The organism is Streptomyces sp. NPDC059009 (assembly GCF_042740175.1).
Taxonomy (GTDB): Bacteria; Actinomycetota; Actinomycetes; order Streptomycetales; family Streptomycetaceae; genus Streptomyces.
The window spans coordinates 71,504-97,638 of record NZ_JBHYJB010000026.1 but is presented as its reverse complement, the minus strand read 5'-3'; the positions used below and the strand labels follow the sequence as shown (position 1 = coordinate 97,638).

The 26,135-nt window shown below is 72.5% G+C and carries 24 protein-coding genes and 1 pseudogene; 14 read left to right on the top strand and 11 right to left on the bottom strand.

From position 1 onward, the window contains the following. Nucleotides 1-33 precede the first annotated feature (33 nt). Entirely contained in the window at nt 34-1,179 is a 1,146-nt protein-coding gene (locus tag ACFWYM_RS25140; protein ID WP_384841375.1) for a serine hydrolase domain-containing protein, read from the bottom strand. Between the two features lie 287 nt (nt 1,180-1,466). Here ACFWYM_RS25140 and ACFWYM_RS25135 point away from each other — a divergent pair, with 287 nt between their 5' ends. The 4 genes from ACFWYM_RS25135 (at nt 1,467) to menC (ending at nt 5,743) form a co-directional block, all read left to right on the top strand. After that, nucleotides 1,467-2,606 carry a dipeptidase gene (locus ACFWYM_RS25135; protein WP_384841372.1) on the top strand — a complete coding sequence of 380 codons (1,140 nt, stop codon included), beginning with the start codon at nt 1,467-1,469 and terminating at the stop codon, nt 2,604-2,606. A gap of 91 nt (nt 2,607-2,697) precedes the next feature. After that, a complete protein-coding gene (locus ACFWYM_RS25130; RefSeq protein ID WP_384841505.1) occupies nt 2,698-3,780 on the top strand; it encodes a M20 family metallopeptidase in 1,083 nt (360 codons plus the stop codon). Between the two features lie 89 nt (nt 3,781-3,869). Beyond that, nucleotides 3,870-4,607: a GNAT family N-acetyltransferase gene (locus ACFWYM_RS25125; RefSeq protein ID WP_384841503.1), complete on the top strand. Its 738-nt coding sequence runs from the start codon at nt 3,870-3,872 to the stop codon at nt 4,605-4,607. Nucleotides 4,608-4,621: 14 nt separating this feature from the next. Further along, on the top strand, nt 4,622-5,743 hold the full coding sequence (gene menC / locus ACFWYM_RS25120; RefSeq protein ID WP_384841369.1) for an o-succinylbenzoate synthase: 1,122 nt from the start codon (nt 4,622-4,624) through the stop codon (nt 5,741-5,743). Nucleotides 5,744-5,872: 129 nt separating this feature from the next. Here the strand turns inward: menC and ACFWYM_RS25115 are convergent, their stop codons facing one another. Beyond that, nucleotides 5,873-6,535 carry a TetR/AcrR family transcriptional regulator gene (locus ACFWYM_RS25115; RefSeq protein WP_384841367.1) on the bottom strand — a complete coding sequence of 221 codons (663 nt, stop codon included), beginning with the start codon at nt 6,533-6,535 and terminating at the stop codon, nt 5,873-5,875. 139 nt (nt 6,536-6,674) lie between these two features. Here ACFWYM_RS25115 and ACFWYM_RS25110 point away from each other — a divergent pair, with 139 nt between their 5' ends. Further along, nucleotides 6,675-8,180, top strand: a complete 1,506-nt coding sequence (locus ACFWYM_RS25110) for a serine hydrolase domain-containing protein (protein ID WP_384841364.1) — start codon at nt 6,675-6,677, stop codon at nt 8,178-8,180. A gap of 15 nt (nt 8,181-8,195) precedes the next feature. Here the strand turns inward: ACFWYM_RS25110 and ACFWYM_RS25105 are convergent, their stop codons facing one another. From ACFWYM_RS25105 to ACFWYM_RS25095, 3 genes are all read right to left on the bottom strand, one after another. Continuing rightward, nucleotides 8,196-8,735 (bottom strand): DUF4436 family protein, encoded by a 540-nt coding sequence (locus ACFWYM_RS25105; protein WP_384841361.1) that lies wholly within the window; start codon nt 8,733-8,735, stop codon nt 8,196-8,198. Between the two features lie 35 nt (nt 8,736-8,770). Further along, complete coding sequence (locus tag ACFWYM_RS25100; protein ID WP_384841359.1) at nt 8,771-9,937, bottom strand: agmatine deiminase family protein; 1,167 nt, start codon at nt 9,935-9,937, stop codon at nt 8,771-8,773. Between the two features lie 251 nt (nt 9,938-10,188). Next, nucleotides 10,189-10,791 (bottom strand): TetR/AcrR family transcriptional regulator, encoded by a 603-nt coding sequence (locus ACFWYM_RS25095; RefSeq protein ID WP_384841356.1) that lies wholly within the window; start codon nt 10,789-10,791, stop codon nt 10,189-10,191. A 232-nt stretch (nt 10,792-11,023) separates the two neighbouring features. Between ACFWYM_RS25095 and ACFWYM_RS25090 the strand changes: the two genes are divergently transcribed. The 4 genes and pseudogenes from ACFWYM_RS25090 (at nt 11,024) to ACFWYM_RS25075 (ending at nt 15,245) form a co-directional block, all read left to right on the top strand. Further along, complete coding sequence (locus ACFWYM_RS25090) at nt 11,024-12,751, top strand: serine/threonine-protein kinase (protein WP_384841353.1); 1,728 nt, start codon at nt 11,024-11,026, stop codon at nt 12,749-12,751. Nucleotides 12,752-12,834: 83 nt separating this feature from the next. Then, nucleotides 12,835-13,416, top strand: coding sequence for a TetR/AcrR family transcriptional regulator (locus ACFWYM_RS25085; RefSeq protein ID WP_384841351.1), 582 nt, complete (start codon nt 12,835-12,837; stop codon nt 13,414-13,416). A gap of 232 nt (nt 13,417-13,648) precedes the next feature. Beyond that, a pseudogene (locus tag ACFWYM_RS25080) lies at nt 13,649-14,047 on the top strand (ATP-binding cassette domain-containing protein); the annotation flags it as partial. A gap of 34 nt (nt 14,048-14,081) precedes the next feature. Continuing rightward, entirely contained in the window at nt 14,082-15,245 is a 1,164-nt protein-coding gene (locus tag ACFWYM_RS25075) for an agmatine/peptidylarginine deiminase (RefSeq protein WP_384841348.1), read from the top strand. Between the two features lie 42 nt (nt 15,246-15,287). On the opposite strand, the gene ACFWYM_RS25070 is transcribed toward ACFWYM_RS25075, so the two are convergent. Then, complete coding sequence (locus ACFWYM_RS25070) at nt 15,288-15,596, bottom strand: hypothetical protein (RefSeq protein WP_384841345.1); 309 nt, start codon at nt 15,594-15,596, stop codon at nt 15,288-15,290. A gap of 269 nt (nt 15,597-15,865) precedes the next feature. Between ACFWYM_RS25070 and ACFWYM_RS25065 the strand changes: the two genes are divergently transcribed. Beyond that, entirely contained in the window at nt 15,866-16,606 is a 741-nt protein-coding gene (locus ACFWYM_RS25065; RefSeq protein WP_384841343.1) for a Type 1 glutamine amidotransferase-like domain-containing protein, read from the top strand. Between the two features lie 55 nt (nt 16,607-16,661). Here the strand turns inward: ACFWYM_RS25065 and ACFWYM_RS25060 are convergent, their stop codons facing one another. After that, entirely contained in the window at nt 16,662-17,960 is a 1,299-nt protein-coding gene (locus ACFWYM_RS25060; protein ID WP_384841341.1) for a chloride channel protein, read from the bottom strand. Between the two features lie 84 nt (nt 17,961-18,044). Then, nucleotides 18,045-19,268 (bottom strand): DUF418 domain-containing protein, encoded by a 1,224-nt coding sequence (locus ACFWYM_RS25055; protein ID WP_384841338.1) that lies wholly within the window; start codon nt 19,266-19,268, stop codon nt 18,045-18,047. 357 nt (nt 19,269-19,625) lie between these two features. Here ACFWYM_RS25055 and ACFWYM_RS25050 point away from each other — a divergent pair, with 357 nt between their 5' ends. Both ACFWYM_RS25050 and ACFWYM_RS25045 read left to right on the top strand, forming a co-directional pair. After that, nucleotides 19,626-20,237, top strand: a complete 612-nt coding sequence (locus ACFWYM_RS25050; RefSeq protein ID WP_384841335.1) for a TerD family protein — start codon at nt 19,626-19,628, stop codon at nt 20,235-20,237. Next, nucleotides 20,230-20,757, top strand: a complete 528-nt coding sequence (locus tag ACFWYM_RS25045; RefSeq protein ID WP_384841333.1) for a SigE family RNA polymerase sigma factor — start codon at nt 20,230-20,232, stop codon at nt 20,755-20,757. The genes ACFWYM_RS25050 and ACFWYM_RS25045 overlap by 8 nt, the downstream gene beginning before the upstream one ends. Nucleotides 20,758-20,772: 15 nt before the next feature. On the opposite strand, the gene ACFWYM_RS25040 is transcribed toward ACFWYM_RS25045, so the two are convergent. From ACFWYM_RS25040 to ACFWYM_RS25030, 3 genes are all read right to left on the bottom strand, one after another. After that, nucleotides 20,773-21,861 carry a sensor histidine kinase gene (locus tag ACFWYM_RS25040; protein ID WP_384841500.1) on the bottom strand — a complete coding sequence of 363 codons (1,089 nt, stop codon included), beginning with the start codon at nt 21,859-21,861 and terminating at the stop codon, nt 20,773-20,775. An 83-nt stretch (nt 21,862-21,944) separates the two neighbouring features. Further along, the gene (locus ACFWYM_RS25035; RefSeq protein WP_384841330.1) at nt 21,945-22,607 is read right to left on the bottom strand and encodes a response regulator; all 663 of its coding nucleotides are present in this window, start codon (nt 22,605-22,607) and stop codon (nt 21,945-21,947) included. A gap of 135 nt (nt 22,608-22,742) precedes the next feature. Beyond that, nucleotides 22,743-23,228 carry a hypothetical protein gene (locus ACFWYM_RS25030; RefSeq protein ID WP_384841327.1) on the bottom strand — a complete coding sequence of 162 codons (486 nt, stop codon included), beginning with the start codon at nt 23,226-23,228 and terminating at the stop codon, nt 22,743-22,745. Between the two features lie 115 nt (nt 23,229-23,343). Between ACFWYM_RS25030 and ACFWYM_RS25025 the strand changes: the two genes are divergently transcribed. Next, entirely contained in the window at nt 23,344-24,387 is a 1,044-nt protein-coding gene (locus tag ACFWYM_RS25025) for a DUF5954 family protein (RefSeq protein WP_384841325.1), read from the top strand. Nucleotides 24,388-24,467: 80 nt separating this feature from the next. Further along, nucleotides 24,468-26,111, top strand: coding sequence for a GMC family oxidoreductase (locus tag ACFWYM_RS25020; RefSeq protein ID WP_384841322.1), 1,644 nt, complete (start codon nt 24,468-24,470; stop codon nt 26,109-26,111). The last annotated feature ends 24 nt before the right edge of the window (nt 26,112-26,135 follow it).

Below are 26,135 nucleotides of genomic sequence, written 5' to 3'. Positions count from 1 at the left end.
AGGCTCAGACAGGGGCGCCGGGCCGGTACCCGGTCAGCGCAGGTCGTGGATGAGCCTGCCGATGATGGCGTCCACCTTGTCGGAGTCGAAGCGCTCCGAGCCGATCAGCAGCGTCACCGCCCGCCGGCCGTCCCCGGTGACGGCGTTCCTGAGCTTGTGCCCGGACTCCATGGAGCCGCTGTGACCCCAGGTGACGAAGCCGGGGACGGTCTCGTAGCGCTCGACACCCAGGCCGTAGCGCTCGCTCGGGGCGTCCGTCGTGATGGTCTTCTCCATCTCGGCCAACTGGGCCGGGGCCAGCAGCTTCCCGCCCCGCAGCGCCGACCAGAACGCGGTCACGTCGGCCCCGTTGGAGACCAGCGCCCCCGACGCGTCGGCGCCGGAGACGTTCCACTCCGTACGGTCCGCCAGCTTGCCCTTGCGCTCCGCGTAGCCGCGCAGCTCCGGCTTGGGCAGCGTGGTCCGGTCGCCGGGCCAGGACGTGTGCCGCAGCCCGAGGGGACGGATGATGCGCTGCTTGATCTCGGTGCCGATGCCGCGCCCGGTGACCTTCGAGACGATCATCCCGGCGAGGTTGTAGTTGGTGTTGGAGTAGGCGAAGCCGGACGGTGTCCGGTCGTCGGGCGGCGGCAGCTTCAGCGTCATCCTGACCGTGTCGAGCGGTTCGAGGTGGTCCCAGCGGTAGTCGTCCTCGTTCTCGTACGCGTCCAGGTAGTCGGGCAGGCCGCTGGTGTGCTGCAGGAGCTGGCGCACCGTGATCCTGCGCCCGTCGTAGTGGTCGGTGCGGATCAGGCCGGGGAAGAAGTGGTCGACCGTGTCGTCGAGCCGGAGCCTGCCCTCGCCGACCAGCTGCAGCACGACCGTGGCCACCCAGGTCTTGGTGTTGCTGGCGATGCGGCTGTGCTCGTTGCCGACGACCTTGCGGCCCGTCTTGAGGTCGGCGAGGCCGATGCCGGTGGTGAGGAGGCCGCAGTCGGGGCTCTTCACCGTCACGCTGATGCCGGAGGCGCCGACGTGCTCCAGCGCGTCCAGCGCCTTCTGGATCGGGTGGGCGTCACAGCCGGAAGCCGGGGCGGATGCGCCCGACGAGGCCGACGCGGCGGGGGCAGCCATCAGCGAGGCCGTGACTGCCAGTGCTGCGGCAAGAGTGGTCCTTCGTCGCAAGGTGTCCTTGTGCATGCCGTACACCGTCGGGCCTGGGCAGGCCCGGTGCATGCGGTGCCCAGCCAAACATCCGGGGCGGGTTTTGGCCGTGCGGCCAAGGGGCCGTCTCGCGCGATCTGCTAGCCCGCGTCCGGGGCTGCGCGGACACGAGGCCGATCGGCGGCCTTGTGCTGCCGTCCAAGTGGAGGGCCACTGATTTGTTCTGCAGGCCAAAGAGCGGGGAGGTCCGACCTGCCTACGTTGAGGTCCTGACCCAGGCCCCTCCCCGAAACCCTGGGCTCCGCACCGTGAAAGGCCCCGTCGTGTCCTTGGACCTGCATCACCGCGCCGTCGTCGCCGACGCCCACAACGACCTTCTCATGGCCGTCGCCGCCCGCCCACCGGAACGCTGGGGCAGCTTCTTCCGGGAGCGGTGGCTGCCACAACTGCGCGCGGGCGGCATCGACATCCAGGTCCTGCCCGTGTTCATCGACGAGCAGTACCGGCCCGAGGGGGCGCTGCGGCAGACCCTCCGCATGATCGAGTGCGCCCACGTTCTCGCCGAGGAGAACGCCGAACACGTCGCGCTGTGCCTCGACGGCGCGGACATCGACAGGGCCCTGGCCGAGAACAGGATCGCCCTCGTGCTCGCCCTGGAGAGCGCACCGGGCCTCGACGCCTCCGTCGAGCTCTTCTCCACCGTCCACCGGCTCGGCGTGCGGATCGCCTCGATCGCCCACTGGGGCCGCACCCCGCTCGCCGACGGCAGCCGCGAGGACGCCACCGGCAGCCGCCTGACCGCCCCCGGAACCCTGGCGGTCCAGGAGATGGAGCGCCTGGGCATGCTCTTCGACATCTCCCATCTCGGCGCCTCCGGCGTCGCCCACGTCCTGGAGCTCGCCACCCGCCCGCTGATCGCCACCCACTCCAACGCCCGCGCCCTGCGCGACCACCACCGCAACCTCACCGACGAACAGATCCGCGGCGTGGCCGCCACCGGCGGCGTGGTGTGCGTGAACTTCATCCCCGACTTCCTCACCGACGACCAGGCGAAGGTCGGCGTCGACCGCGTCGTCGACCACATCGAACACATCGCCTCCGTGGCCGGGACCGACCACGTCGGCCTCGGCGCCGACTTCGTCCGCGAGGTCATCGCGGACGTCACCCCGCCCTGCTGCGAGAACACCGACGGCGAAGACCCCCACTTCGACTTCCCGGAACTCGAGGGCCCGGCCGGGATGCCCCTGGTCACGGAGGCGCTGCTGCGCCGTGGCCTGCCCGAGGAGGACGTCCTGAAGGTCCTGGGCGGAAACATGCGGCGGCTCATGGCCGCGCACCTGGGAGTCCGCAAGGAAGACCTGGGAGTCCGCGAGGAACACCTGGGAGTCCGCGAGGGCCGCACGGCCGTACGCGACGAGCACAAGGCAGCACGCACGGAAGGAACCGCCCATGCCGCACGATGACGCCCGCACGACCACGCCGGAGGGCCACGCGCCGGAGGGCCACGCGTCGGACGGCCATGCGCCGGACAACCCCGCCCCGGCGCTCGACGCCATGCTCGCCGACCTCGAAGAGCTCGTCACCTGCGAGTCCTTCTCCGCCGACCACGACGCCCTGGCCCGCAGCGCCCAAGTCGTCGCCGCGCAGGGCCGCCGACTGCTCGGCGCCGCACCCAAAACCCTCGTCAGCGAAGGCATCACCCACCTCCAGTGGACCTTCGGGACCCCGCGCATCCTGCTGCTCGGCCACCACGACACCGTCTGGCCCACCGGCACGCTCAGGACCCACCCCTGGTCGGTGGAGCAGGGCATCGCCCGCGGCCCCGGCGTCTTCGACATGAAGGCGGGGCTGGTCCAGATGTTCCACGCCCTGTCTCAACTCCCCTCCCTGGACGGCCTTTGCGTGCTCGTCACCGGCGACGAGGAGACCGGCTCGGCGACCTCCCGCCCGCTCATCGAGGACCTCGCGCGCCAGTGCTCGGCCACGCTCGTCCTGGAGCCCTCGGCACCCGGAGGAGCCCTGAAGACCAGCCGCAAGGGCGTATCGCTGTACGAGCTCACCGTCCACGGCCGCGCCGCCCACTCCGGGCTCGAACCGGAGAAGGGCATCAACGCGGGCACCGAACTCGCCCACCAGCTCCTGGCGTTGGAGCGCATCGCCACCGACGTCACCGCCGCCACCGGACCCGGGACGACGGTCACCCCCACACTGCTGCGCGCCGGAACGGCGAACAACACCGTGCCCGCCCTCGCCGAACTGACCGTGGACGTCCGCGTGCCCGACCCCGCCGCGCAGCAGGCCGTCGACCGCCACATCAAGGCCCTCACGCCGCGGGTCCCCGGCGCCCGCCTGGACATCGGCGGCGGACCCAACCGCCCGCCTCTGGACGCCGGTTCCTCCCGGAAGCTCTTCGCGCAGGCCGCCGAGGAGGCCGCCCGGCTGGGCCTCGAACCGCTGCGGCAGGCCGCCGTCGGCGGCGCCTCCGACGGCAACTTCACCGCCGGGGCCGGCTGCCCCACGCTCGACGGCCTCGGCCCGGTCGGCGACGGCGCGCACGCCGACCACGAACACGTCGTCACCGCCACCATGCCGGACCGCGCCCGGCTGCTGACCCGCCTCGTCGGAGCACTCCAGTGACCCCCATGACCCCCACGAGCCCGATGAGCCCGCTGAGTTCGACGACTCCGGCGGGCGGCATACGACCGACCGTACGAGAGCTCCACGGCATGGCGGACTTCGAAGCCGTCAGCCACCTCTACGCCGACATCTGGGGGAGCGAACCCGGCAGCACCCCCATCTCCGCCGAGGTCATCAAGGCCCTCTCGCACGCGGGCAATTACGTCGCCGGAGCCTACGAGGGCGACCGCCTGACCGGTGCCTCCGTCGCCTTCTTCGGCGATCCCGTCGGCAGCTGCCTGCACTCCCACATCACCGGCGCCGTCATGGGCCGCGGCGCGGGCCTCGCCCTCAAGCTGCACCAGCGGCAGTGGGCCCTGGAGCGCGGCCTCCAGCGCATCACCTGGACCTACGACCCGCTGATCCGCCGCAACGCCTACTTCAACCTGGTCAAGCTCGGTGCCCGCCCCGAGGAGTACCTGACCTCCTTCTACGGAGAGATGGACGACGCCATCAACGGCGGCGACGAGTCCGACCGGGTGCTCGCCGTCTGGGAGTTGACCGAGCCCGCCCCGCCCGCCGCCGAGCTCCCCCCGGGCACCGCGCACGCCCTGCGCGACCACGGCGGCCTCCCCGAGCCCCTCGCCACCGACGCCGAGACCGTGCTCATCGACCTCCCGGACGACATCGAGTCCCTGCGCCGCACCGACCCGGCCGCCGCCCGCGCCTGGCGCCTCGCCGTACGCGAGACCCTGGGCGACCTCCTCGCCGAGGGCGCCGAGGTCACCGGCTTCCACGAACGCCGCCGCTACGTCGTCCGCCGCCCCCGCCCCGACCGCCAGCCCTGAGGAGCCCCCACCCCATGAAGACGAAGATCTCCGGCGTCGAACTGCGCCGCATCGCGATGCCGCTGGTCGCCCCGTTCCGCACCTCCTTCGGCGTGGAGACCAGCCGCGACGTGCTGCTGGTGCGCGTCGTCACCGCCGACGGCGAGGGCTGGGGCGAGTGCGGCGCGATGTCCGAGCCCCGCTACTGCTCCGAGTACGTCGACGGCGCCCAGAACGTCCTGCGCTCCTTCCTGATCCCCGCCCTGCTGGGGGCGGGCGCCAAGGACGGCGTGGACGCGCAGGAGGTGGGCCGGATCCTGGACCCCTTCACCGGCCACCGCATGGCGAAGGCGGCCCTGGAGACAGCGGTCCTCGACGCCCAACTCCGCACCACGGGCGAGTCGTTCGGCGGATACCTGGGCGCCGCCCGCGATCGCGTCCCCTGCGGCGTCTCGGTCGGCATCATGGACACCGTCCCGCAACTCCTCGACGCCGTCGACCGCTACGTCACCGAGGGCTACGTCCGCATCAAGCTGAAGATCGAGCCCGGCTGGGACATCGAGCCGGTCCGCGCGGTCCGTGAGCGCTTCGGCGACGACCTGCTGCTCCAGGTCGACGCCAACGCCGCCTACACCCTCACCGACGCCCAGCACCTCGCCAAGCTCGACGCCTTCGACCTGCTCCTGATCGAACAGCCCCTGGCCAACGACGACATGGTCCAGCACGCCCAGCTCGGCAAGGTGATGCGCACCCCGATCTGCCTGGACGAGTCCATCGAGTCCGCCGCCCACGCGGCCGCGGCCATCTCGCTCGGCGCCTGCTCCATCATCAACGTCAAGCCCGGCCGGGTCGGCGGCTACCTGGAGGCCCGCCGCATCCACGACCTCGCCCGCGCGCACGGCATCCCGGTCTGGTGCGGCGGCATGCTGGAGACCGGCATCGGCCGCGCCGCCAACGTCGCCCTGGCCGCCCTGCCCGGCTTCACCCTGCCCGGCGACACCTCCGGCTCGCACCGCTACTTCGCCACGGACATCACGGAGCCGTTCGTCCTCGACGACGGCCACCTCGACGTCCCGACGGGCCCCGGCCTCGGCGTCGCACCGCTGCCCGACCTGCTCAAGGAGGTCACCACCTCCACCGAATGGATCGAGCTCTAAGACAGCCCGGTCACGACGAGGGCGGCACCCGCAACACGACTGCGGGCGCCGCCCTCGTCAACATGCCCCAGAACATACGGAGTTGTGGCGTGCCCGAGCAGCCGGGCACCCACCCGTGCCGCGCGACCGTCAGGCCGGTCCGGTGCCCCCGGCCGCGGCGTACTGCCGGCACTCGCCCGTGAAGACGACCGCGAGTTCGTCCGCGATGACGGCGGCGGCCACCTCGCCCGCGGACGGCCCGGTGCCCTGGGCGGCGTCCCGGTAGACCTGCATGGCGAGGCCCTCCGTGACCGCGGTCAGGCGGACGGCCGCGGGCCACGGGTCCAGCTCCGGCGCGACCTCGCCGCACTCCTTGCCGTTGTGCACGGCCCGCGCCACGTCCTCGCGCAGCCGGTGGGCGGTCTCCACGTCGACGACGGCGAGCGCGGCCGCGTCCAGGGCCCGCCCGGCGAACGCCCGCGTCACCCGGAACTCGGTGCGGCGCGTCTCGTCCAGCGGCAGGAACTCGGCCAGCGCCTCGGCCAGGACGTGTGAGATCGGCCGCCGGTGCTCGATGCCGGCCCGGATCCGTTCGTCGGCCCGGCCCTTGATGCGCGCGCTGACCTCCTTGAAGGCGTGCAGCAGCATCTCGTCCTTGGAGCGGAAGTAGTGCTGCACGAGCCCGACCGACATCCCGGCGGTCGCGGCGGTCCGCGCCACGGTCACCGCGTCCAGGCCCTGTTCGGTGATGAGCCGGCAGACGGCGTCCGCGATCTGACGGCGGCGTTCTTCGTGGTCGGCGATCCTCGGCACTTGATAACCGTAGCAGCGTACGGTAAAAACCCAATAACCATATGGCTGTACGGTTATTCGTTCCGGCCCTGCTCTTCATGTGGCCTGCTCCTTCAACTGCCCTGCCCTGCCAGGGCGTTGACGACGATGAGGAAATCCCATGTCACGGCACTTACGACGGGTGGGCGCGCACGCGGTCGCCCTGCTCCTCCTGCTCCTGCTGATCCCGGCGCCCGCGGCCTCGGCGGCTGACACCTCGTCACCGTCCGGGCGCTACGCGGCGATCGACGCCTACGTACGGGAACGCATGAAGGCGACCCGCGTGCCCGGCCTCGCCTACGCGGTGGTCGGACCCGACGGGCCCGTCCACCAACGGGCCTGGGGCAGGGACGGGCGCGGGCGGCAGGTGACGCCCGACACCCCCTTCCTGTGGGGGTCGGTGGCGAAACCGGTGGCCGCGACCGCGGTGATGACGCTGGTCCAGGACCACCGGCTGGGCCTGGACGACCGCGTGGCCGACCACGTGCCCGCCTTCCGGTTCGGCGGATCCGCGCACGCCTCCCGGGTGCGGGTCCGTCACCTTCTCGGGCAGACCGCCGGGATCCCGGCGGCGGCCACGTTCAAGGTCACCGACTGCTTCGCCGACGACTGCCCCCGACCGGCGGAGCGCGTCAGCGCCCTGGACGGGGTGAAACCGCTGGGCCCGCCCGGTGCGAAGTACGCCTACAGCAGCGCGAATTACCTCGTCCTGGCCGCGGTCGTCGAGGCCGTCACACGGCAGCCCTTCGCCGCGTATCTGCGCCGCGCGGTGCTCGCCCCGGCAGGCATGGACAGCGCCGTCGTCGACCGGGCCTCGGCCCGCGAGCGGCAGCTGGCTCCGGGGCACCAGTACGTGTGGGGGCTGCCGGCCGCGACCGCCGACGGCGTCGACGCGCACGGGGCCGCCTACGGCTACACGGGCGGGGACCTGGGCGACCTCGCCGCCTTCGCCGCGCTCCAGCTCCGCGCCGGAGTCGGTGACACATCCGTGCTCACCCCCGCATCCGTGCGGGCGATGCGTACGGAAGGCCGGCTCCAGCCTTCCGGGGACGGTACGGGCTACGGCCTCGGCTGGCGCGTCGGCGGCCTGGACGCCCCGCTCGACCGGGCGGTCTGGCACACGGGCGGCACTCCCGGCTACGCGGGGATGCTGTTCCTGCTGCCCGAGCGGAACACCGCCCTCGTACTGCACCAGAACCTGTACGAGCTCCTCGACGACGACGAGGTCATGAAGGTCGGCTTCGGTGCCGCCCGGATCCTGGCCGGCGGTGCGGCGCCGTCGAGCGGCACGGCGTGGCTGTCGCCGTACACGTCGATCCTCTGGGGCACCACCGCGCTCGCGGTGCTGCTGCTGGGGGCGGCCGTCCGCTCGGTCTTCCTTCTGCGCCGTCCCGTCACGCGGTCGTCCCGCCTGCGCCGCCTTCTCGGCACCCTTCCCTGGTGCGTGGCCGCGGCGGTGGTGCCGGTCGCGCTGCTGCTTTTCGCCGACGGGATGAGCCCGGGCAGGCTGTGGATCTGGGCGCCCGACGTCCTGATCGCCGCCGCCGGGGCGGCAGTTGCCGGGCTGGTGACCGTGGCGCTCCGTGTCGTCCATGTGATCCGCCCGGCCCGCACCGGAGACGAGTGACCGGCCGGGCGCCGTCTAGGGAGCGGGCGGGTCCGACGGGTGGGACTCGGCCCGCATCCCCATGACGAACAGCGCGTCGCTGTTGGTCAGCGTCATCCGTACGGGCACCGCCTCGGCGCCCTGCACCGCGCCGAACTCGAGAGTCGTCCCGTAGGCGTCGAACGGATAGTCCGTGATCGATCCCGACGACAGGGTCACGGGCACGTCCACGGTCGAGATGCGGCTGTGGGCGGGGAAGCTGAGGTCGCCCCGTACCGAGGGCGAGGTCTGGAGCGTCAGGGTCTCGGCGGGGGAGACGCCGCCCGCCTCCGCCAGGCTCCCGCGCGGGGTGACCAGGAGACGGAGCACCAGCTCCCGGCCCGCCGCGTCGACCCGCTGCACCGATGCGGCGATGTCCACCCGGTCGGGGGCCGAACCACCCGCCCGGTAGCGGGAGTCCAGCGCCTGGCGCTCGCCGAACTGCAGCCAGACCCCGACGGCGACGGCCGCGGCCACGGCGCACAGCACCAGGCACACGGCCAGGATGCGGCCGCGGGACCGGGGGAGACGTCGCATCGTGACCACAGCCGCTCCGTGGGGGTGGGCCGGGGTCAGTCGACCGGCTTGCCGGGCTCGTCGTGGGTGGAGCAGTGGATGCCGCCGCCACCCGAGGCGATGGTGTCGATCTGGACCTGCACGATGTCGCGCTTGGGGAAGTGCTCCTGGAGGATGCCCTTGGCCCGCTTGTCGGCCTTGCGGTCGCCGAACTCGGGCAGGAACACGGAGTCGTTGGCGACGTAGAAATTCGCGTACGTCGACACGAAGTCGTCGCCCTCGCCGGTGATCTCGTACAGGTCGGGCTGCGGCAGGTCGACGATCTCGAAGGAACGTCCCCTGGCGTCGGTCGCCTTGCTGAGCACGGCCTTGGCCTGGTCGGCCGCGCGCGACCAGGAGTCGGCGGGGGTGTCGGGGTGCGCCCGGTCCAGCAGCACCACGCCGGGCTCGGTGAACCGCACGAGGCTGTCCACGTGGGCGTCGGTGATGTCCTGGCCGCGCACACCGGCCAGCCAGATCACCTTCTTGACGCCCAGGGTCTGCTCGAGCTCGGCCTCGATCTGATCGCGGCTCTTGCCGCGGTTGCGGTTGTCGTTGACGATCGAGCTCTCGGTGACCAGGAGCGTGCCCTCGCCGTCGGTCTCGAACGAGCCGCCCTCGGCCACCAGCGGTGCCTTCGTGCGCGGGATGTCGTACTCGGCGAGCAAGGTCTTGCCCACCTTGCCGTCGTTCGTGTGCTCCTGCTTGTTGCCCCAGCCGTTGAAGTTGAAGTCGACGCCCAGGACCTTGCCGTCCTGCTCCACGAAGACCGGCACGGTGTCGCGGGCCCACAGGTCGTCGACGGCCAGCGGGATGACCTCGACGTCGCGCCCGCACGCCTTCTGGGCGGCCTTCTGCTGGTCGGGCCGCGCCATCATCACGACGTACTCGTACTCCGCGATGGCCCGGGCGACGCGGGCGATGTCCTCGCGTACATAGCGCAGGTCGTCCTCCCACACGGACTCCAGGGCGGGCCACGACATGAACGTGCGCGCGTGGCTCTCCCACTCGGCGCCCATGCGGCGCCCCTTGGTGTGCGTGTCCGTGTCCGTGTCCCGGTCGGTGTCGGCGGCGCTCGCGACGTCGGAGCCGCCGGGGCCGCAGGCCGATGCGCCGAGGATCACGGCGCCGATGCCGCCGATCGCGCGCAGGGCCGAGCGGCGGGAGGGAAGGAGGTGGGACACGGTGAACTCCGATCATCGTGATGGGGACAAGCTAGCCGCCGGTGTGGCGGGCCGCTCGACGAGCGCGTGGGGTGCGGGCGGCGGGGGAGGAGGGGTGTGGGGGTGTGAGCCGGTGCGCGCCCGAGTCATGTGCACGGTCGGCGGTGCGTGCCGCGCCGAGGGACGGCCGGATGCCGCGAGGGCGGGTGGGCTGGGTGGGGTGGCCGTGCCGGCACGGTGTTCCTTCACTGTCGCATGGACTGAAAATTCAGTCAAAGAGCGACGGCGGTGCGCCGCTCCAGCTGCGCGACTTCCACCGCGATCGCCTCCCGCATCAGCTCGCGCGCGTGCTCCAGGCGCAGGAGCCCGCTGAGCCAGCGTGTGCTGAGGCCCTCCAGCGTGGCGGTGAGCCGCTCGGCGCCGAGGGTGCGGGCGGATGCGGGAGATGCCGGATGGATGCGGCCGAGGGCGTCGGTCAGCCTGCGGAGCCAGATCAGTCGGGCCCCGGCGAGCGCCTCGCGCAGCTCGGGGTCGAAGACCGCGGTCGCCTGCAGCTCGCCCCAGGCCGTGCTGTTCTCGCGCACCTCGGGGCGGTCCTGGAACTCGAGGAGCAGCGAACGCTCAAGCGCCTGGCGGGGGTTGTCCTCGCGGCTCCCTTGCCCGGGGTGTCCGCCGGTGTAGCGCTCCGCGCGGTCGCTGATGAACTCCAGGGTCCGGTGCAGGATGCCCGCGCGGTCCTTGAAGTGGTAGTAGACGAGCGCAGTGGAGATGCCCGCTTCGGCGGCGACCTCCGACACGCGAAGGCCGCGGACCCCGCGCCGGGCGATGACTCTGGCCGCCGCTCTCAGGATGTCCGTCCTGCGGTCCGCCCCCACGCCATGCCCTCCTGGTGCGCCAGCTGATCATCGATTCCGCGATCCGCATCGTCTCACATTGACTGAAACTTTAGTTAGCGGCACGATCATGCCTCGTGGCGGCCCACGGCCGTCGCGCCCCCGTGAGCCGGACCCCTCCCGCCCCGCCTTCTGCCCTGCCCCGCGTCCCAACCCCTGCCCCGCGTCCTGTCCCGCATCCCGGCCCCTGCCCTCTCGCCGAAAGAGCCACCGCATGTCCCCTCAGCCTCCCGGCGTGCCGTCGGCCCCCGCGCCTCTGTCGGCCGACGACCCCCGAGAGATCGGCGGCTACCGCCTCCACGCCCGGCTCGGAGCCGGCGGCATGGGGGTCGTCTACCTCGCCCATACGCCGGGCGGGCGGCCCATCGCCCTCAAGGCAGTACGGGCCGAATTCGCCGCGGACCCCGAGTTCCGCAGGCGCTTCACCCACGAAGTGGCCAGCGCCCGGAGCATCCACGGCCTGTTCACGGCGCAGGTGGTGGACTCGGGCGTGGACGCCCCCACGCCGTGGCTCGCCACCGCCTACGTCCCCGGACTCTCCCTCCAGGAGGTCATCAGGCGGCACGGACCGCTGCCCGTGCGCACGGTGCTGCTGCTCGTGGCGGGCATCGCCGAGGCGCTCCAGGCCATCCACCGGGCGGGCGTCGTCCACCGCGACCTCAAGCCCGCCAACGTGCTCATCGCCGGGGACGGCCCCCGCGTCATCGACTTCGGCATCGCCCGCGCCGCCGACGCCACGGGCCTGACCGGCACCGGACTGCGAATCGGCACCGCCGCGTACATGGCGCCGGAACAGGCGCAGGGCCTCGCGGTGACCCCGGCGACCGACGTCTTCGCGCTCGGCGCGGTCGCCGCGTACGTGGCCGGGGGAGTGCTGCCCTTCGGAGAGGGGCCCGAATCCGCGGCGCTGTACCGGGTCGTCCACGAGGAGCCCAACCTGTCCCGGGTCCCCCCTGACCTGCACGCCCTGATCGGCCACTGCCTCGCCAAGCACCCCGCGCACCGGCCCGGCCCGGGCGACCTGATCGCCGCCGCGCACGCCCACCCCGCCATGGGCGCACGGCCGGAGTTCACCGAGGGGTGGCTGCCGCGCGGGGTCAGCAGCGAGATCGCGACGCGCGACGAGACGAGGGACCCGCAGGATGCACACGACCCGCAGGGCGCACGGAACCCGCAGGACGCACAGGATCCGCAGGACGCACAGGATTCGCAGGGTTCACAGGTGACGCACCAGGGCCCGGTACGTGGGGCCGGTGGCACCGAGCGGGTCCACGCCCAGCCCACGGTCATGGCCATCCCCGCCGCTCGGCGGGCTCCCGACGGCGAGGGGCGGACCGGTCGCACGCGGCGCCGCGGCCGACGGCGCAGGACCGTGGTGGCCCTGGCGGTCGTGGCCGCGGTCCTGGTGCCGCTCGGCGCCGCCGCCCACTACCTGCTGGACCGCCGCCACGAGCCGTCGCGGAACCCGTCCGACGCCTCCCGCCGCTCGCACGCACCGACCGGCCGCCCTTCGTCGCAGCAGCCCTCGCCCCCGCCCCTGTCCACACCCTCGTCCTCGCCAGGGAGCGCGTACGTCCCCGCCTACACGGACGCCGAACTCACCGCCCCCGACCCGGACTACGAGTTCGACCTGGCGGCCGGGAAGGTCGTCCCCGCCGAGACCGCCGAGTGGTACCTGGCGCGGACCGGCACCGAGTTCGTCCTGCCGGACGACAGCGACGCCTTCGTGGCCGCCGGATACGTGCTCAGCCCCGCCGACTGCGTACGGGGGATCGAGACGGAACCGGTGACCGAGCTCCCGTTCGACGAGCTCGCCGACGAACGCCCCTTCTGCGTCCGCAGCCCGGACGGGAAGAGCATCGCCATCGCGCGCCTGGTCGAGGCCGCATCCGACGAAGGCCCCGTGGCGGCGGTCATCAGCCGCCTCCGCAGGAGCGGTTGACGCCCGCCCGGTGCCCCGGCGTGCGATGTCCGGCGCTCGGCCGAGATCACCGGGCCGGGAACGGGCGGGTAGGGTTCGGATCCATGGCGCCCCGCACTACTCAGATCCTCGAAGCTGCCGCACGGCTGATCGCCCGTCGCGGTGTACGCGGCCTGCGTGTCGAAGAGCTGGCCGCCGAGGCGGGTGTCTCCACCGGGCTGATCTACTACCACTTCAAGGACCGCACCGGGATCCTGCGCCACACCCTGGAGTTCATCAACGACCGGGCCGAGCGCTACACCACCAGCCGCGACAGCGACGCCGAACCGCTCCCTCCCCGTGAGGAGCTGGAAGAGACCCTCCTCCTGGAACTCCAGGACACCCCGGAGGTCCGGGAGAACAGCTCCGCCTGGGGCGAGTTGCGCGCGAGCGCCGTCTTCGACGAAGTGCTGCGCGAGGACCTGGCCAGGGCGACGCTGGTGTGGGTGCAGGAGGTCGCGGCCCTCATCGGACAGGTGCAGCCGATGACCCCGGCGCCCGCCCTGGCAGCGGCCGGCGAGCGGCTCACCGCTCTCGTGGAGGGGCTGAGCATGCGCTGGCTCAGTGGTGGCCTCCAGATCGAGCATGCGCGAGACCTGGTGCGCGGCGCCATCGACGCCGAACTGGCGCTGCTGCGGGAGAAGTAGCCGCTCCCGATCCCGCTCCCGATCCCTCTCTGGCTCCGGCTCACTCTCTGCCGGGTCACCTGCCGGGTTCTGTCGGGTTCTGTCGGGCCTTGTGTCGGGTCTTCTGCCGGGCGGGGTTTCATCCCGTAGCCCGGCGGGTCTAGCCGTTCCCGAAGTATTGACTGAAAATTCAGTCAGTGTCATGGTGATGCCGCTGGCCCGCCGATGAGCGGTCGATGGCCATGCCGAACCTCGCGCCGCCGACGCCCTGCCCCGCCGGCTCTCCGGCGGCCAGCGCCAGCGCGTCGCCATCGCGCGAGCCCTGGCCGTCGAGCCCGCGGTCCTCGTCCTGGACGAAGCGGTCGCCGCGCTCGACGTGTCGGTGCAGGCCCAGATCCTCAACCTGCTCGCCGACATCCGCGACCGCACCCCCATCGGCTACCTGTTCATCACCCACGACCTCGGGGTGGTCCGCCACATCACGGACGACGTGATCGTGATGCGCCACGGCCGCGTCGTCGAGGCAGGCACCACCGCGGACGTCCTGTCGGCGCCCAGGCACCCGTACACCCGGCTGCTCCTGGAATCGGTCTCGCGCCCGGGCTGGGACCCGGAACGGATCGCGGCGGCCCGCCGGGCCCTGACCGCCTGACCGCACATCCCACTCACAGCACGAGGAGGCACCAGTGAACGACCACCCCACAGCGCGCAGCCACACGAGACCGTCACCGAGCAGGCGTACGTTCCTGACGGCGGCCGCGGTCGCCACGGCGGGCGGGGCTCTCGCGGGCGCCGAAGCGTGGGCCGGATCGTCGTCCGCGTCGCGCACGGCGGCCAAGGCAGGCTCCTTCGCCGTCCCCGCCGAGGACGTCCGGCACACCAGGACATGGATGGCGTGGCCGGACAGCAGCTCCATCTGGGGCCGCCGACTCGGCGGCGTCCAGGCCGACATCGCCCTCATCGCGCGGACCGTCGCCCGGCACGAGCCCGTCACCCTGTGCGCCAATCCGGCGAGCGCCGCCACAGCCCGCTCGATGTGCGGGAGTTCGGTCGAGGTGATCACGACCGTCCCGGTCGACGACTGCTGGATGCGCGACTCCGGGCCGGTGTTCCGCACCGACGGCGCGGGCGGCCTCGACGCGGTGGGGCTGCGCTTCAACGGCTGGGGCGGCAAGCAGCAGCACGCCAAGGACGCGCGCGTCGCCGAGGGGATCGCCGCCCTGGCCGGGGCGCCGTTCACCGGCGCCGACCTGGTGGGCGAGGGCGGCGCGATCGAGCAGGACGGCGCGGGCACCCTGATGGCCACGCGCAGCAGCCTCCTCAACTCCAACCGCAACCCCGGGATGTCCGAGGCGGAGCTGTCGGACGCGATGTGCGCGGCCTACGGCGCCGACAAGGTCATCTGGTTCGACGGCGTGCGCGGCCAGGACATCACCGATGACCACGTCGACGCCACGTCGCGCTTGCTCACCCCCGGCAAGGCGCTCGTGCAGTGGCCCCTGGACTCGGACGACGACGCGTACGCCAAGGACGCCCGCGCCCAGTACCGGGTCCTGTCCGAGGCCACGAACGCCGCCGGACAGCCCATCGAGGCGACCAAGCTCCAAGGCCCCGACTACGACAAGATCCGCTCCCGCGACGCGGAGTTCCTCGCCTCCTACGCCAATTACTACCTCTGCAACGGCGCCGTGATCAGCGCCCACTTCGGCGACGCCACCGCCGACGCGGCGGCGAAGTCGGCCCTTGCCCGGCTGTACCCGGGACGCGTCGTCGAGCAGCTCGACATCGACCGGCTCGGCGCGGGCGGCGGCGGAATCCACTGCGTCACGCAGCAACAGCCGGCCGCCTAGGGCCTGTCCGGAGGCTCAGGCCCTGGACGCGCCGCACTCGGCTCAGTCGCCGTCCTCGCGCGTGGCGAACCGGCGTGCCTCGCGCCGCCCCGCGTAGCGCTCCTTGCGATTCGCGGTCTTGTTCATCCCCTGCCGCTCCTTGTTGCAGGAGCGCACGGTGCATCCCGCACAGCAGCTGTGGCCGAACAGCAGGGCGCCGGGGTGTTCCCAGCGGCAGCGGGTGTCGTCAGTGTCCTCCTGAGTCGGGGTCGGCGGCAGGTCGCAGGCGCCGAAGCGGTGGTCGTGCACCGACCGGGGGTGGTGTTCGAGGTGGCGCACCCACAGCGGTTTCGTCTTGTCCGTACGGGACATCGCGTTCCTTCTGGAACCAGCCGCCCGGGCTCCCGGACCTTCCGGGCGGGCGGCTGGGTTCGCCACTTCACGGCGGAATGCATGACGCCCTCCCTGTCTTCAGCCATGGCCCCGATGGAACGGAACCTGACAGCCTATGGACCGGCCCGGGGGAGAGGAAAGGCATTTTCGGTGGCGGTGTCGCCGCTGTCGCCGGGGTATTCGATTGCGCGGGCCGCCACGGCTTGGCAGGGTTCGGGGAACCCGTCAGCCCGTGAGGAGGCGTTCCTGTGTCGGTCGTCGCGGAGCCCCGGCTGGCCCTTCTCGGGGGAGGCTTCTCCACCGACGACGACGGCCTGCTGGACGACTGGCTGCTCGGACACGTGCGCGCTCCGCGGCCCAAGGTGTGCTTTTTGCCCACTGCCAGCGGCGACGCTCCCGCCTACGCCGAGCAGTTCCACGCCGCGTACGACGCACGCGCCTGCGAGCCGAGTGTCCTGCCGCTGTTCCGGCGGGACAGGGACGACGCCGCCCTGCGGGCGTTCCTGCTGGCCCAGGACGTCATCTACGTGGGCGGGGGCAACACCGCCAACCTGCTGGCGGTCTGGCGCGTGCACGGCGTCGACCGGATCCTGCGTGCGGCGTACGAGCGCGGCACGCTGCTGTGCGGTATCAGCGCCGGTGCCAACTGCTGGGCCGAAGGCTCGCACACGGACTCCTTCGGGCCGCTGACACACCTGTCCGACGGGCTGGGGCTGCTGCCCGGCTCGGTCTGCCCCCACTACGACAGCGAACCGGGGCGGCGGCCGTCCTATCGGGAGGCCGTGGCGAGCGGCGCGCTTCCGCCCGGCTGGGCGGTGGAGGACGGCGCCGCCGCCGTCTTCACCGACGGCCGGCTGACGGAGGCGGTGACCCGCACCCCGCAGGCCGGTCTCCACCGGGTGGAGCCCGACGGCGACGGGGGAGCGGTGGAGCAGGCCCACCCGTGCCGCCTTCTCGACGGAGCACGGCGCCCCGCCCCGCCCGTATGACCTGTGAGGAGGGCGGCCCACACCCCAGGCCGGGCCGCCCTCCTCACCACGCCCCTCACGACGGGGATGCCCCGGCCCCGGCCCGCTGCCCTTCCCGCCGCACCGTGGCCCGGGCGGCCATCCCGCGCACGCACAGCGCCCGCACCGCCATGGCCCCCGCGACCGTGAGCAGCAGGGGCACCCCCAAGTCCCAGGGGGCATCGGTGAATTCGAGGGTCAGGACGACGGCGGTGACGGGCATGCGCTGCGCGACGGCGAGGAACGCTCCGGCGCCCACGACCGCGTACGCGCCGATCGAGGAACCCGGCCACAGCAGCACCCAGGCACCGCCGGTCACCACTCCGAGCAGCGCCCCGTTCGCGAACGACGGGGTGAGCAGGCCACCGGAGGCGCCCGCGCCCAGGCACAGCACGACGACCACCGTGCGCAGGACCAGCAGGACGGCGGCCAGGGCGATGCCGGACTGTGCGGAGAAGGCGACCTCGGCGGGTGCCTTGCCGTTGCCGAGGATCTGCGGGTAGGGGATGGCGAGCAGCCCGGTGGCCAGGAACGCCGCGGGCAGGGTCAGAAGCAGCGTCCGGCCGCGCGGGGCCCGGGCGCGCGCGGCCCGCGCGGTGGCGCCGAACAGGTAGGCGCAGCCGCCGATGACCGGCCCGGTGAGCACCGACCAGACGATCAGTGACCCGTCGACGTCCAACTCCGGCAGGTGGTAGATCGGTTCGTCGGGCAGCGCCAGCCAGGACACCCCGGTGGCGAGGGCCGCGACGGTGGCCGCCGGGATCACCGCGCCCGCCGCCCAGGTGCCGAGCAGCACCTCCAGGGTGAAGACCAGGGCTCCCAGCGGCACGTCGTACACGGCGGCGAGACCGCCCCCGGCCGCGCACGCCACAAGCACCTGGCACTGACGCTTCGTCAGCCCCGCCCGTCGGCACGCCTCCCCGGCGAAGGCGGCCGCCAGCTCGCGCGGCGCCACCTCCCTGCCCAGCGGAGAGCCGAGCGCCACGGTCAGGATCTGCAGCAGCGCGTGGACGGTGGTGGTGAGCAACGGCATCCCCGGCCGCTCGGCCCGCACCGCGTCCCCGACGCCGACCAGCGGCCGCCCGAAGCGGTACAGGGCCCACCAGCCCACGCCGCCGACGACGCCCGCAAGGACCATCACGGCCACGCGCCGCAGCGGCGACGCCGCCTCCACACCCGCCAGGAACGGACCGCTGGAGTAGCCGTACGCGAGGTGCTGCACCGCGTGCAGCAGCAGGGCCAGCACGGTGCCGGCCGCCCCGGCGATCACACCGACCACCACGGTCATCAGGGCGAACCGGTACGGGCGCACACCCGGGGAGTCACGGTCGGTCACGGGTGAACACTAACCGTGAAGGAGAGGGTGAGACCGCCTCCACGCCGGTGCCCGCGACTTCGGGCGTGGGACCGGACTGCCGGGCTACTTCACGTACTGAGCCGGCCGCGTCGCCATGCCGAGCAGCCACTCCAGCGGACCCCGCCCGAAGAACCGGGACCACAGCGTCGCGAACACCATGGCCGCCACGATGAAGCCGAGCAGCACGTGCAGCGAAGGGCCGGGCAGTTCCTCGACGCCGAGGAGGCGGATGCCGACGATGTGGAAGACGTACGCGGTCAGGGACATGGTGCCGACCGCGATGACGGGGGTGGCCAGGCGGCGGAAGCGGGGGAGCGCGTCGGCCGCGATGAGGCACAGAGCCAGGACCGCGACGGCCACGCCGGTGTTGGCGACGATGGACAGGGTCGTCTCGCTGTGCGGCGAGGCCGCCAGGAGCCAGGCCGCGGTGTCCCCGGTGGGATAGCCCGCGATGTCCGACCACCACGCCGACAGGGCCGAACTGCCCTCCCCATAGCCGGAGTCGGCGAGCGCGGCGGCGGCGCCGGGCACGAGGTGCAGCGCCAGCCAGGAGCCGCCGTAGCCGACGACGGCCAGGCAGACGCCGGTGACGGCCAGGCGTATGCGCACCGCCGTGGCCGCCAGGTCGAGCCGGGCCACGGCCATGCCCGCGATGACGAACGGGACCCACGACAGGGCCGGGTAGCTGCCCGTGAACAGCAGCGAGACCAGGCCGTCGGCGTTGTCCGGCCACGTCCAGAGGGAGCCGGAGCCGGTCTCGTACGGGAGGTGCTGCTGGATGACGTACAGGACTTGGGGCAGGACGAGCGCGCTCGCCGCGGCGATCACGGCCAGGGGCTTGGCGGAGAGCCGGTACAGGGGCAGGACCAGCAGGAAGTACAGGCCGTAGAAGGCGAGGATGACCTCGACCGGGGTGCCGTAGAGGGTCAGCGCCGTGCCCAGGAGCAGCAGGATCAGGGCCCGGATGACGACCTTGGCGACGGCCTGGCGGCCGGCCCGGCCCGTCTTCGGCGTCCGGCGGCCGGTCATCAGGACGATCGAGAACCCGGCCAGGAAGGCGAAGAGCGCCGACGCCCGGCCGTGCGCGAGCTCCATCAGGAACCCGGTCGCGCCACCCCGGGACGGGTCCGGGCCGACATGTGCCGCGTACATCCCGAACACCGCCAGGCCGCGGGCGAGGTCCACGCCGATGAGACGTCCGGTCGAGGCAGGACCGGGCGGGGTGGCGGGTGCGGAGGGTGTCGGGCGGCCGGGCGCAGGGAGGGTTCGAGCTGCGTTCTGCGTCATGCATCCGAGGCTGACCGCCGGGTCCGGGGGCGGGTATCCGGCAGCGGTCCGGACCGCCCCCGCCGACCGGCTGCGGAGCGACCCCCACCCGGCGGGTGGCGCACCGGGGCCCGGTGGGCAGGGCCGGGGCGCGGGAGCGCCGCCCCGCCGGGCGGCGGGGGCGGACCTGCCGGGCGGCGGGGCAGCGCCGGACACCTGCCGGATATCGGCCGCACGCCCCTGTCGCGAGGCTGATGTCACCGGCTCAGGCCCCCGCAGAAGCAGAAGCAGAAGCCGACGCCGAAGCCGAAGGGCCGTAGCCGTAGCCACGGCCCTTCGACCGTGCCGCTCCGCCCGCACTCACGCTCAGGAACCCATATGCCCGTGCTCATGGCCAAGGGCCAGCAGATCGAACTGACCAAGGACAACGGCCGCCCCCTGGGCCTGATGCGGATGGGTATCGGCTGGCACACCACCCCGCACCACGGGCTGCTCGGGGCCCTGGGGCGCCGCCACCGCGTACACCTGGGCACCTTCGCCGTCCTGTACGGGCGCGGGCGGTTCATCGACGTGATTTTCACCGAGAATCCGGCGAGCCCGGACGGGTCGATCGAGCACACCGGCAGGCCACTGCCCAGGGGCATCGGAGCGGAGGGCGACAAGAGGGCCAAGGGAGACAGGGACGACAAGGAATACGTCTGCGTCAATCTGTCGCGGCTGCCGGCCTCCGCGGACCGGATCGTCTTCGTCGTGAGCTCCTTCTCGGGCCAGACCTTCGAGCAAGTGGGCAACGCCTACTGCCGCCTGGTCGACGAGAGCTCCGGACGGGAGTTCGCGCGCTACACGTTCACCGAGGCCGGCCCGCACACGTCGCTGATCATGGCGGACGTGCGGCGCAACGGCGGCGGTTGGGGCATGTCGGCGATCGGCAGGACCGCCGCGGGCCAGACCTTCCCCGATCTGCTGCGGGTGATAGACGACCATGCCTGAGCCCACGGTGTGCTTCCCGCGGCACGAGGAGTTCGCGGAGTACGTACGGCTGCGCAGACCGGCCCTGCTGCGCAGCGCGCGCCGCCTCATGGCCGACCCGGCCGACGCCGAGGACCTGTTGCAGACGGCCCTGATGCGCACGCGCGCGCACTGGGCGGGCATCGCCGACAAGTCCCTCGCCGACGCCTATCTGCTGCGCGCCATGATCAACCTGCGGACGGAGTGGTGGCGGGCGCGGCGGCTGGAGGAGGTGCCGATCGAGCACCTTCCGGAGACGGCCGGGGAAGAGATCGCCGTACAGCAGCTGCTCGACCGGCACCAACTGCTGGATGCGCTCACGGCGTTGAGCGTCCGGCAGCGCAGCGTGGTCGTGCTCCGGTACTGGGAGGAGCTGAGCACCCAGGAGACCGCGCACGCGCTGGCGATGTCGACCGGGACGGTCAAGAGCACCCTGCACCGGTCGCTGACGATCCTGCGGCAGGAACTGACCGCGCAGGAGACAGCTGTCGGAGCCGGGTGAGCCGCGGGCGCGCGGTCAGTCGGCGCGGGCGGGGATGCCGAAGCTGATGCGGTAGCCGCCGTCGGGCAGCGGGCCCGACACGAACGTGCCGTCCAGCAGCTCGGCCCGCTCCCGCAGCCCGACCAGACCCTGGTGCGCGCTGGGCAGGGTCAGCGAGGGACGGGTGGGGGCGGTGTTCGTGACGGTCACGCCGAACTCGTCGCCGCGGTCCCACAAGTCCACCGTCGCGCGCGCTCCCGGGGCGTGCTTGCGGACATTGGTGAGGGCCTCCTGGACCGCGCGGTACAGGGCGCGCTGCGCGGGGGTGGCGATGTCCGCGGGGAGGTCACCGGTGACGGTCGTCTCGATGCCGCTCCCCGCGATCAGCTGACGCAGGTCGGCGAGGGTGGGCTGCGGGGTGAGTTCCGTACCGCTGCTCCCCGAGGCGCGCAGCAGCGAGACCATGTGCCGCAGTTCGTCCAGGGTGTCGACGCTGAGCGAGCGGATGGTGCGGGCCGCGTCCTGGGTGCCGGAGTCCTTGGCGGAGACCTGGAGCGCGCCCGCCTGCACGGCGATCAGGCTCACCTGGTGCGAGACCACGTCGTGCATCTCGCGGGCGAGCTGGGTGCGTTCGCGGGCGACGGCGGCCTGGGCGTGCAGGGCGCGTTCGTGCTCGCGGGCCTCCTCGATCTCGTCGAGCTGATGCGACAAGTCCCTTCTGGCCTGGACGAGTTGGCCGACGAGGACCGGTGCGAGCACCATGCAGAGCACATAGCCGAAGTAGACCAGGGTCCAGGTGCGGTCACTGGCGTCGAGGTCGGTCGGCGGCCAGGTGATCGACGAGGCGAGCGCGGACAGCAGTGCGAGGACGGCGAGCAGCCGGCGGTTGCGGGTGCGCTCGGCCAGGGTGAACAGGGCGATGACGGGGGCCGCCACGACGTCCAGGAACAGCGAGCCCGGCAGGGTCAGCACGGTGACGGTGATCGGGAAGCGGCGCCGGAAGAAGAGGCAGCCGCAGGTGAGCGCCGCGACTGCCTGCTCCAGCGTCGAGGGCTCTTCCAGGTTCCACCACACGTCGAAGACAGAGACGGCGACGAGCGCGCAGTCGATGAGCCAGGCGGGCAGCCTCCCCAGGATTCCCGTGAGCCCCGCGGACCTTGCGGCCTTCGCAGCCTTGGCGCTCTTCGCGGCTTGCGCAGTCGTCGGGGTCACTGTGGTGCCTGCCGGTCGTCCAGGAGCCCGGCGCGCTGGGCGAGCAGCGCGGCCTGGACGCGGCTGCTCACGCGCAGCTTGCCGAGGATCGCGCTGACGTAGTCCTTCACCGTGCCCGGGCTCAGATGGATCCGGGCCCCGATCTCCCCGTTGGAGAGCCCTTCGGCGATCAGGACGAGGACTTCGCGTTCGCGGTCCGTGAGATGGCCGATCCGCGCGACCTCGGCGTCGTCGCGCGCGGGCCCGGCCGGGTGGCCGCGCAGGACGGCGTGGGACGCCTTGGGTGACATCACGACGCCGCCTGCGGCCAGCGTGCGCACGAGCTGCGCCAGCTGGGCGGGGTCGGTGTCCTTGAGCAGGAACCCGGCGGCACCGGAGCGCAGCGCGGTCAGCACGTACTCGTCGGTGTCGAAGGTCGTCAGCATGGCCACGACGGGCGGATCGGGCAGCGCGCGGATGTCGCGCAGCACGGTGAGCCCGTCGACATCGGGCATCCGGATGTCGAGCAGGACGACGTCCGGCTCGGCCGCGCGCACGGTCGCGAGGGCGTCGCCGCCCGTCGCCGTGGCGACCACCCGCACGTCGTCGGCCGCGCCGAGGATCAGCTCGAAACCGGACCGGACGAGCGCCTCGTCGTCCACGACCACTACCCGGATCACGCGTTTCCCTCCGTACGCCGCCCGACCCTGACCTGTCGAGGCTATGTCCACCAGCGGGCGCCGGCGTCCCAGCGCGGGAGAGAGCAGCCGGTCAGCGGGGTGTCTCCAGCCGGTTGGCGGGACGTCCGGGGCCGCTCATGCTGTGTCGTCCTGCGCCTGCGCCGCCCGGGCCACGAGGTCTGCGGCCGTGCAGTCGGGTCCTGTTTTGGCGAGGACCTTGGAGGTCAGCTCCTCGAGACAGTTGCGCAGGCGTGACCAGTACAGGGGAGTCATGCCGGTCGCTCGCACCGAGACCACCCAGATTTCCCGTACGTCCTCCAAGCCGCGGTACTCGGCTGAACTCCTGATGGGGGCGAACAGCTCGGCCGACGAGCTGTCTCGCAAGACGTCGAGGAACCGTTCCAGACGGAGACCGACGACATCGCCGCGTGGGGCGTCGACGGCCAGCGCGTAGCAGACGATCAGGGCGAGGGTGGACAGGCGGCTTCTGAAGTGGTCGCCGTCCACCTCCCACGCGTCGCACCGTACGTCCAGCCACACCTTCACGTCACGCGTGCTGTCCACGAACGCCATGAGCGCACCGCTGACTTCTCGGCAGCGGACCACCAGAGACTGGGACACGTCGGCACCCCCCGAGGCAGAGCGAAGGTGATCATTCGGCGTCCTCCGGCAGGAGAATTCGATCAGTTGCGGCCTTCCGACCTGCCGTGTTCCCCGAGGGCACCACGATGGCGCCATGACCGAAGACTGGCAACGGCGTCTGGCCCGGCTGCATGCGGATCTCGTGGACCGGGACGATCCCGTCGAGCTCGCAGCGGAGTCCGACGCAGTGGACGCCTCGGTCCGGTATCCGCATCTGGCCCTGCGCGGGCCGGTGTTCGGGCTCGCGGTGCAGGATCCCGCGGACGGGCCCGAGTGGCGGGTGCTCTCGCCGGTGGTGGACGGCACGCCCCAGCAGGCCCGCGACGCGCTCAACTCGCACCTGTGGTTCAAGGCCAAGGACGAGGCGGACGGGCCCGCGATGCGACGGGACCTGCTCGCGGCGGTCAAGGTGCTCGAGAGCGAGCCGGTCGACGAGATGGAGGTGCTGGGGCTCCGCTACCGGGTGGTGCGCGGGGACGAGATCGCGCGGATCGGCGAGGACGGCCTGGAGCCGCCCCGGCCCACCGACCGGGACGCGACCGACCGGACCTGGCGGGAGCACCGCAGGACGGCCGCGTCGGCAGGGGCGGACGGGATGATCGACATCGGGTTCGAGGTGAGCAGCGGCACGCGGACGGGCAGCCCGATGACCGGCGCCCTGCTCGCGGCGCTGCGGGACTTCGCCTACCGGGGCGCCCGCTTTCCCGACGAGGTGACCGCCGACTCCGAGCGGGCCGTGGTCACCCACCCCGACATCGCCCTGCTGCCCGTCGGCTACGGCGTGGCCGAGCACAGCGCCGAGGAGGGCTGGCAGCCGCGCACGGGGCCCAAGTCCACTCCGCACGAGGCCCGGCGGACCCTGTACGGAGCGATGACGGAGAGCTGGCCGATGGTCCACGAGTTCGACGCCGAGGAAAGGGCCCGGTACGCGCGGGCCGCCGAGGAGTTCCGGGCGGCGGGCGACGCCAACGAGGTGCGCGTGGGGGAGCTGCTGTTCCGGATCTGCCGCATCCAGCGCCTGGTCCGCATCGGACCGGACGGGCCGGAGACTCCCCGCCCCAGCGACGAGGACACCTACGGGCCGATGAAGATGCACCCGACCATGGACGACGACGGCACTGTTCATTTCGGCACCTGACGTCACAGGCGCAGGCAGGGCCAGGGGTACATCTGTCCTGCGTATTGTCCGTTGGCCTGGAACGTGTTTCACTGCGCCGCGTGACTGACACACCATCAGATCTTGAGGCGGACTACATCGTCGTGGGCGCGGGCAGCGCCGGCTGCATCGTGGCGCGCAGGCTCGCGGACACCGGGGCGAGCGTGATCCTGGTGGAGGCGGGGGCCGGGCGCCTTGAGCGATCGCGCGTCATCCGGGTCCCCGGCATGATCTCGGTCATGCACTCCGTGCCCCAGGTCAAGAAGCGCTTCGACTGGGGCTACTACACCGTGCCGCAGAAGCACGCCGCCGACCGCCGCATCCCCGTCACCCGCGGCAAGCTGCTCGGCGGCTCCAGCGCCATCAACGGCATGCTGTTCGTGCGCGGCCACCGCCGCAACTACGACGACTGGGCCGCGGCGGGCTGCACCGGCTGGTCGTACGACGACATCCTGCCCTCGTACCAGCGGATGGAGGACTGGGAGGGCGGTGCGAGCGAGGTGCGCGGCGCAGGCGGCCCGGTCGCGGTCACCCGGCAGAGCGGACTCACCCCGGCCTCCCACGCCCTGATGGAGGCGCTCGCCGAGGGCCTGGACACGCCCCGCAACGACGACTACAACGGCGCGGAGCAGAGCGGTGTCGGCATCGTGCAGATGAGCGCGCGCGACGGCGTCCGCTACAGCGCTTCGCACGCCTACCTCGGCGACGACCGCCCGCCGAATCTGCGCATACGCTCCGCCGCCATGGTCACGCGCGTCGTGCTCGACGGCGACCGGGCCGTCGGCGTGGAGACAGCCGACGGCAACCGGCGCCAGGTGCTGCGCGCCGGACGCGAAGTCGTCCTGTCCGCCGGGGTGGTGGGCTCGGCTCAGCTGCTGCTCCTCTCCGGCATCGGCCCGGCCGAGCAGCTGCGCGGCCTGGGCCTCGACGTCGCCGCCGACCTGCCGGTCGGGCGCAACCTGCACGACCACCTCTTCGTGCCGATGACCTTCCTCGCCCCCAGCGCCCAACACCGGGGCACCGCCTCGCACTTCTTCGGCGGCATGCTCGCGGAGACGCTGCGCGGCGGCAGTTGGCTCGGCCGGACCGTCTTCGAGGCGATGGGCTTCGTCCGGACGGCCGCCGCCGAGACCCCCGCCGACCAGCCCGACCTGCAGCTGCACGCCCTGCCCTGGTCGTATCCGAGCCCGAACCAGGACGCTCCGGTCCGGCACAGCGTCGACAAGCGGCCCGCGCTGACCGTGATGCCGACCCTCATCTACCCCAAGAGCCGCGGCGAGTTGCGCCTGGCCTCCACCGACCCGGCCACCGCCCCGCTGATCGACCCCGGCTTCCTCTCCGACCCCGCCGACGCCCGCTTCCTCATCGAGGGCATGAAACTCGTACGGGACGTCATGGCGCACAAGCGGCTCGACGAGGTCGTCACCGGCGAGCTGCACCCGGGTGCGGCGCTCGCCACCGACGCGGACCTCGCCCGCGAACTGCCCCAGCGCATCCACTCTGTGTACCACCCGGTCGGCACCTGCAGGATGGGCGCAGCCGACGACGCGGACGCGGTCGTCGACCCGGAGCTGAAGGTGCGCGGAATCCAGGGCCTGCGCGTTGCCGACGCCGCCGTGATGCCGTCCATCACCGGGGGCAACACCAACGCGCCGGCGATGCTCATCGGGGAGCGGTGTGCGGAGCTGATGACGAAGAAGAGCTGACATCGGCCGGAGCGGGTGCGCCGC

What these genes read in the sequence shown, in the direction of transcription:
- ACFWYM_RS25140 (WP_384841375.1), bottom strand. Translation starts at nt 1,179, where the DNA reads ATGCACAAGGACACCTTGCGACGAAGGACCACTCTTGCCGCAGCACTG.
- ACFWYM_RS25130 (WP_384841505.1), top strand. Translation starts at nt 2,698, where the DNA reads ATGCTCGCCGACCTCGAAGAGCTCGTCACCTGCGAGTCCTTCTCCGCC.
- ACFWYM_RS25125 (WP_384841503.1), top strand. Translation starts at nt 3,870, where the DNA reads ATGGCGGACTTCGAAGCCGTCAGCCACCTCTACGCCGACATCTGGGGG.
- menC (WP_384841369.1), top strand. Translation starts at nt 4,622, where the DNA reads ATGAAGACGAAGATCTCCGGCGTCGAACTGCGCCGCATCGCGATGCCG.
- ACFWYM_RS25110 (WP_384841364.1), top strand. Translation starts at nt 6,675, where the DNA reads ATGTCACGGCACTTACGACGGGTGGGCGCGCACGCGGTCGCCCTGCTC.
- ACFWYM_RS25105 (WP_384841361.1), bottom strand. Translation starts at nt 8,735, where the DNA reads ATGCGACGTCTCCCCCGGTCCCGCGGCCGCATCCTGGCCGTGTGCCTG.
- ACFWYM_RS25090 (WP_384841353.1), top strand. Translation starts at nt 11,024, where the DNA reads ATGTCCCCTCAGCCTCCCGGCGTGCCGTCGGCCCCCGCGCCTCTGTCG.
- ACFWYM_RS25085 (WP_384841351.1), top strand. Translation starts at nt 12,835, where the DNA reads ATGGCGCCCCGCACTACTCAGATCCTCGAAGCTGCCGCACGGCTGATC.
- ACFWYM_RS25070 (WP_384841345.1), bottom strand. Translation starts at nt 15,596, where the DNA reads ATGTCCCGTACGGACAAGACGAAACCGCTGTGGGTGCGCCACCTCGAA.
- ACFWYM_RS25055 (WP_384841338.1), bottom strand. Translation starts at nt 19,268, where the DNA reads ATGACGCAGAACGCAGCTCGAACCCTCCCTGCGCCCGGCCGCCCGACA.
- ACFWYM_RS25050 (WP_384841335.1), top strand. Translation starts at nt 19,626, where the DNA reads ATGCCCGTGCTCATGGCCAAGGGCCAGCAGATCGAACTGACCAAGGAC.
- ACFWYM_RS25045 (WP_384841333.1), top strand. Translation starts at nt 20,230, where the DNA reads ATGCCTGAGCCCACGGTGTGCTTCCCGCGGCACGAGGAGTTCGCGGAG.
- ACFWYM_RS25025 (WP_384841325.1), top strand. Translation starts at nt 23,344, where the DNA reads ATGACCGAAGACTGGCAACGGCGTCTGGCCCGGCTGCATGCGGATCTC.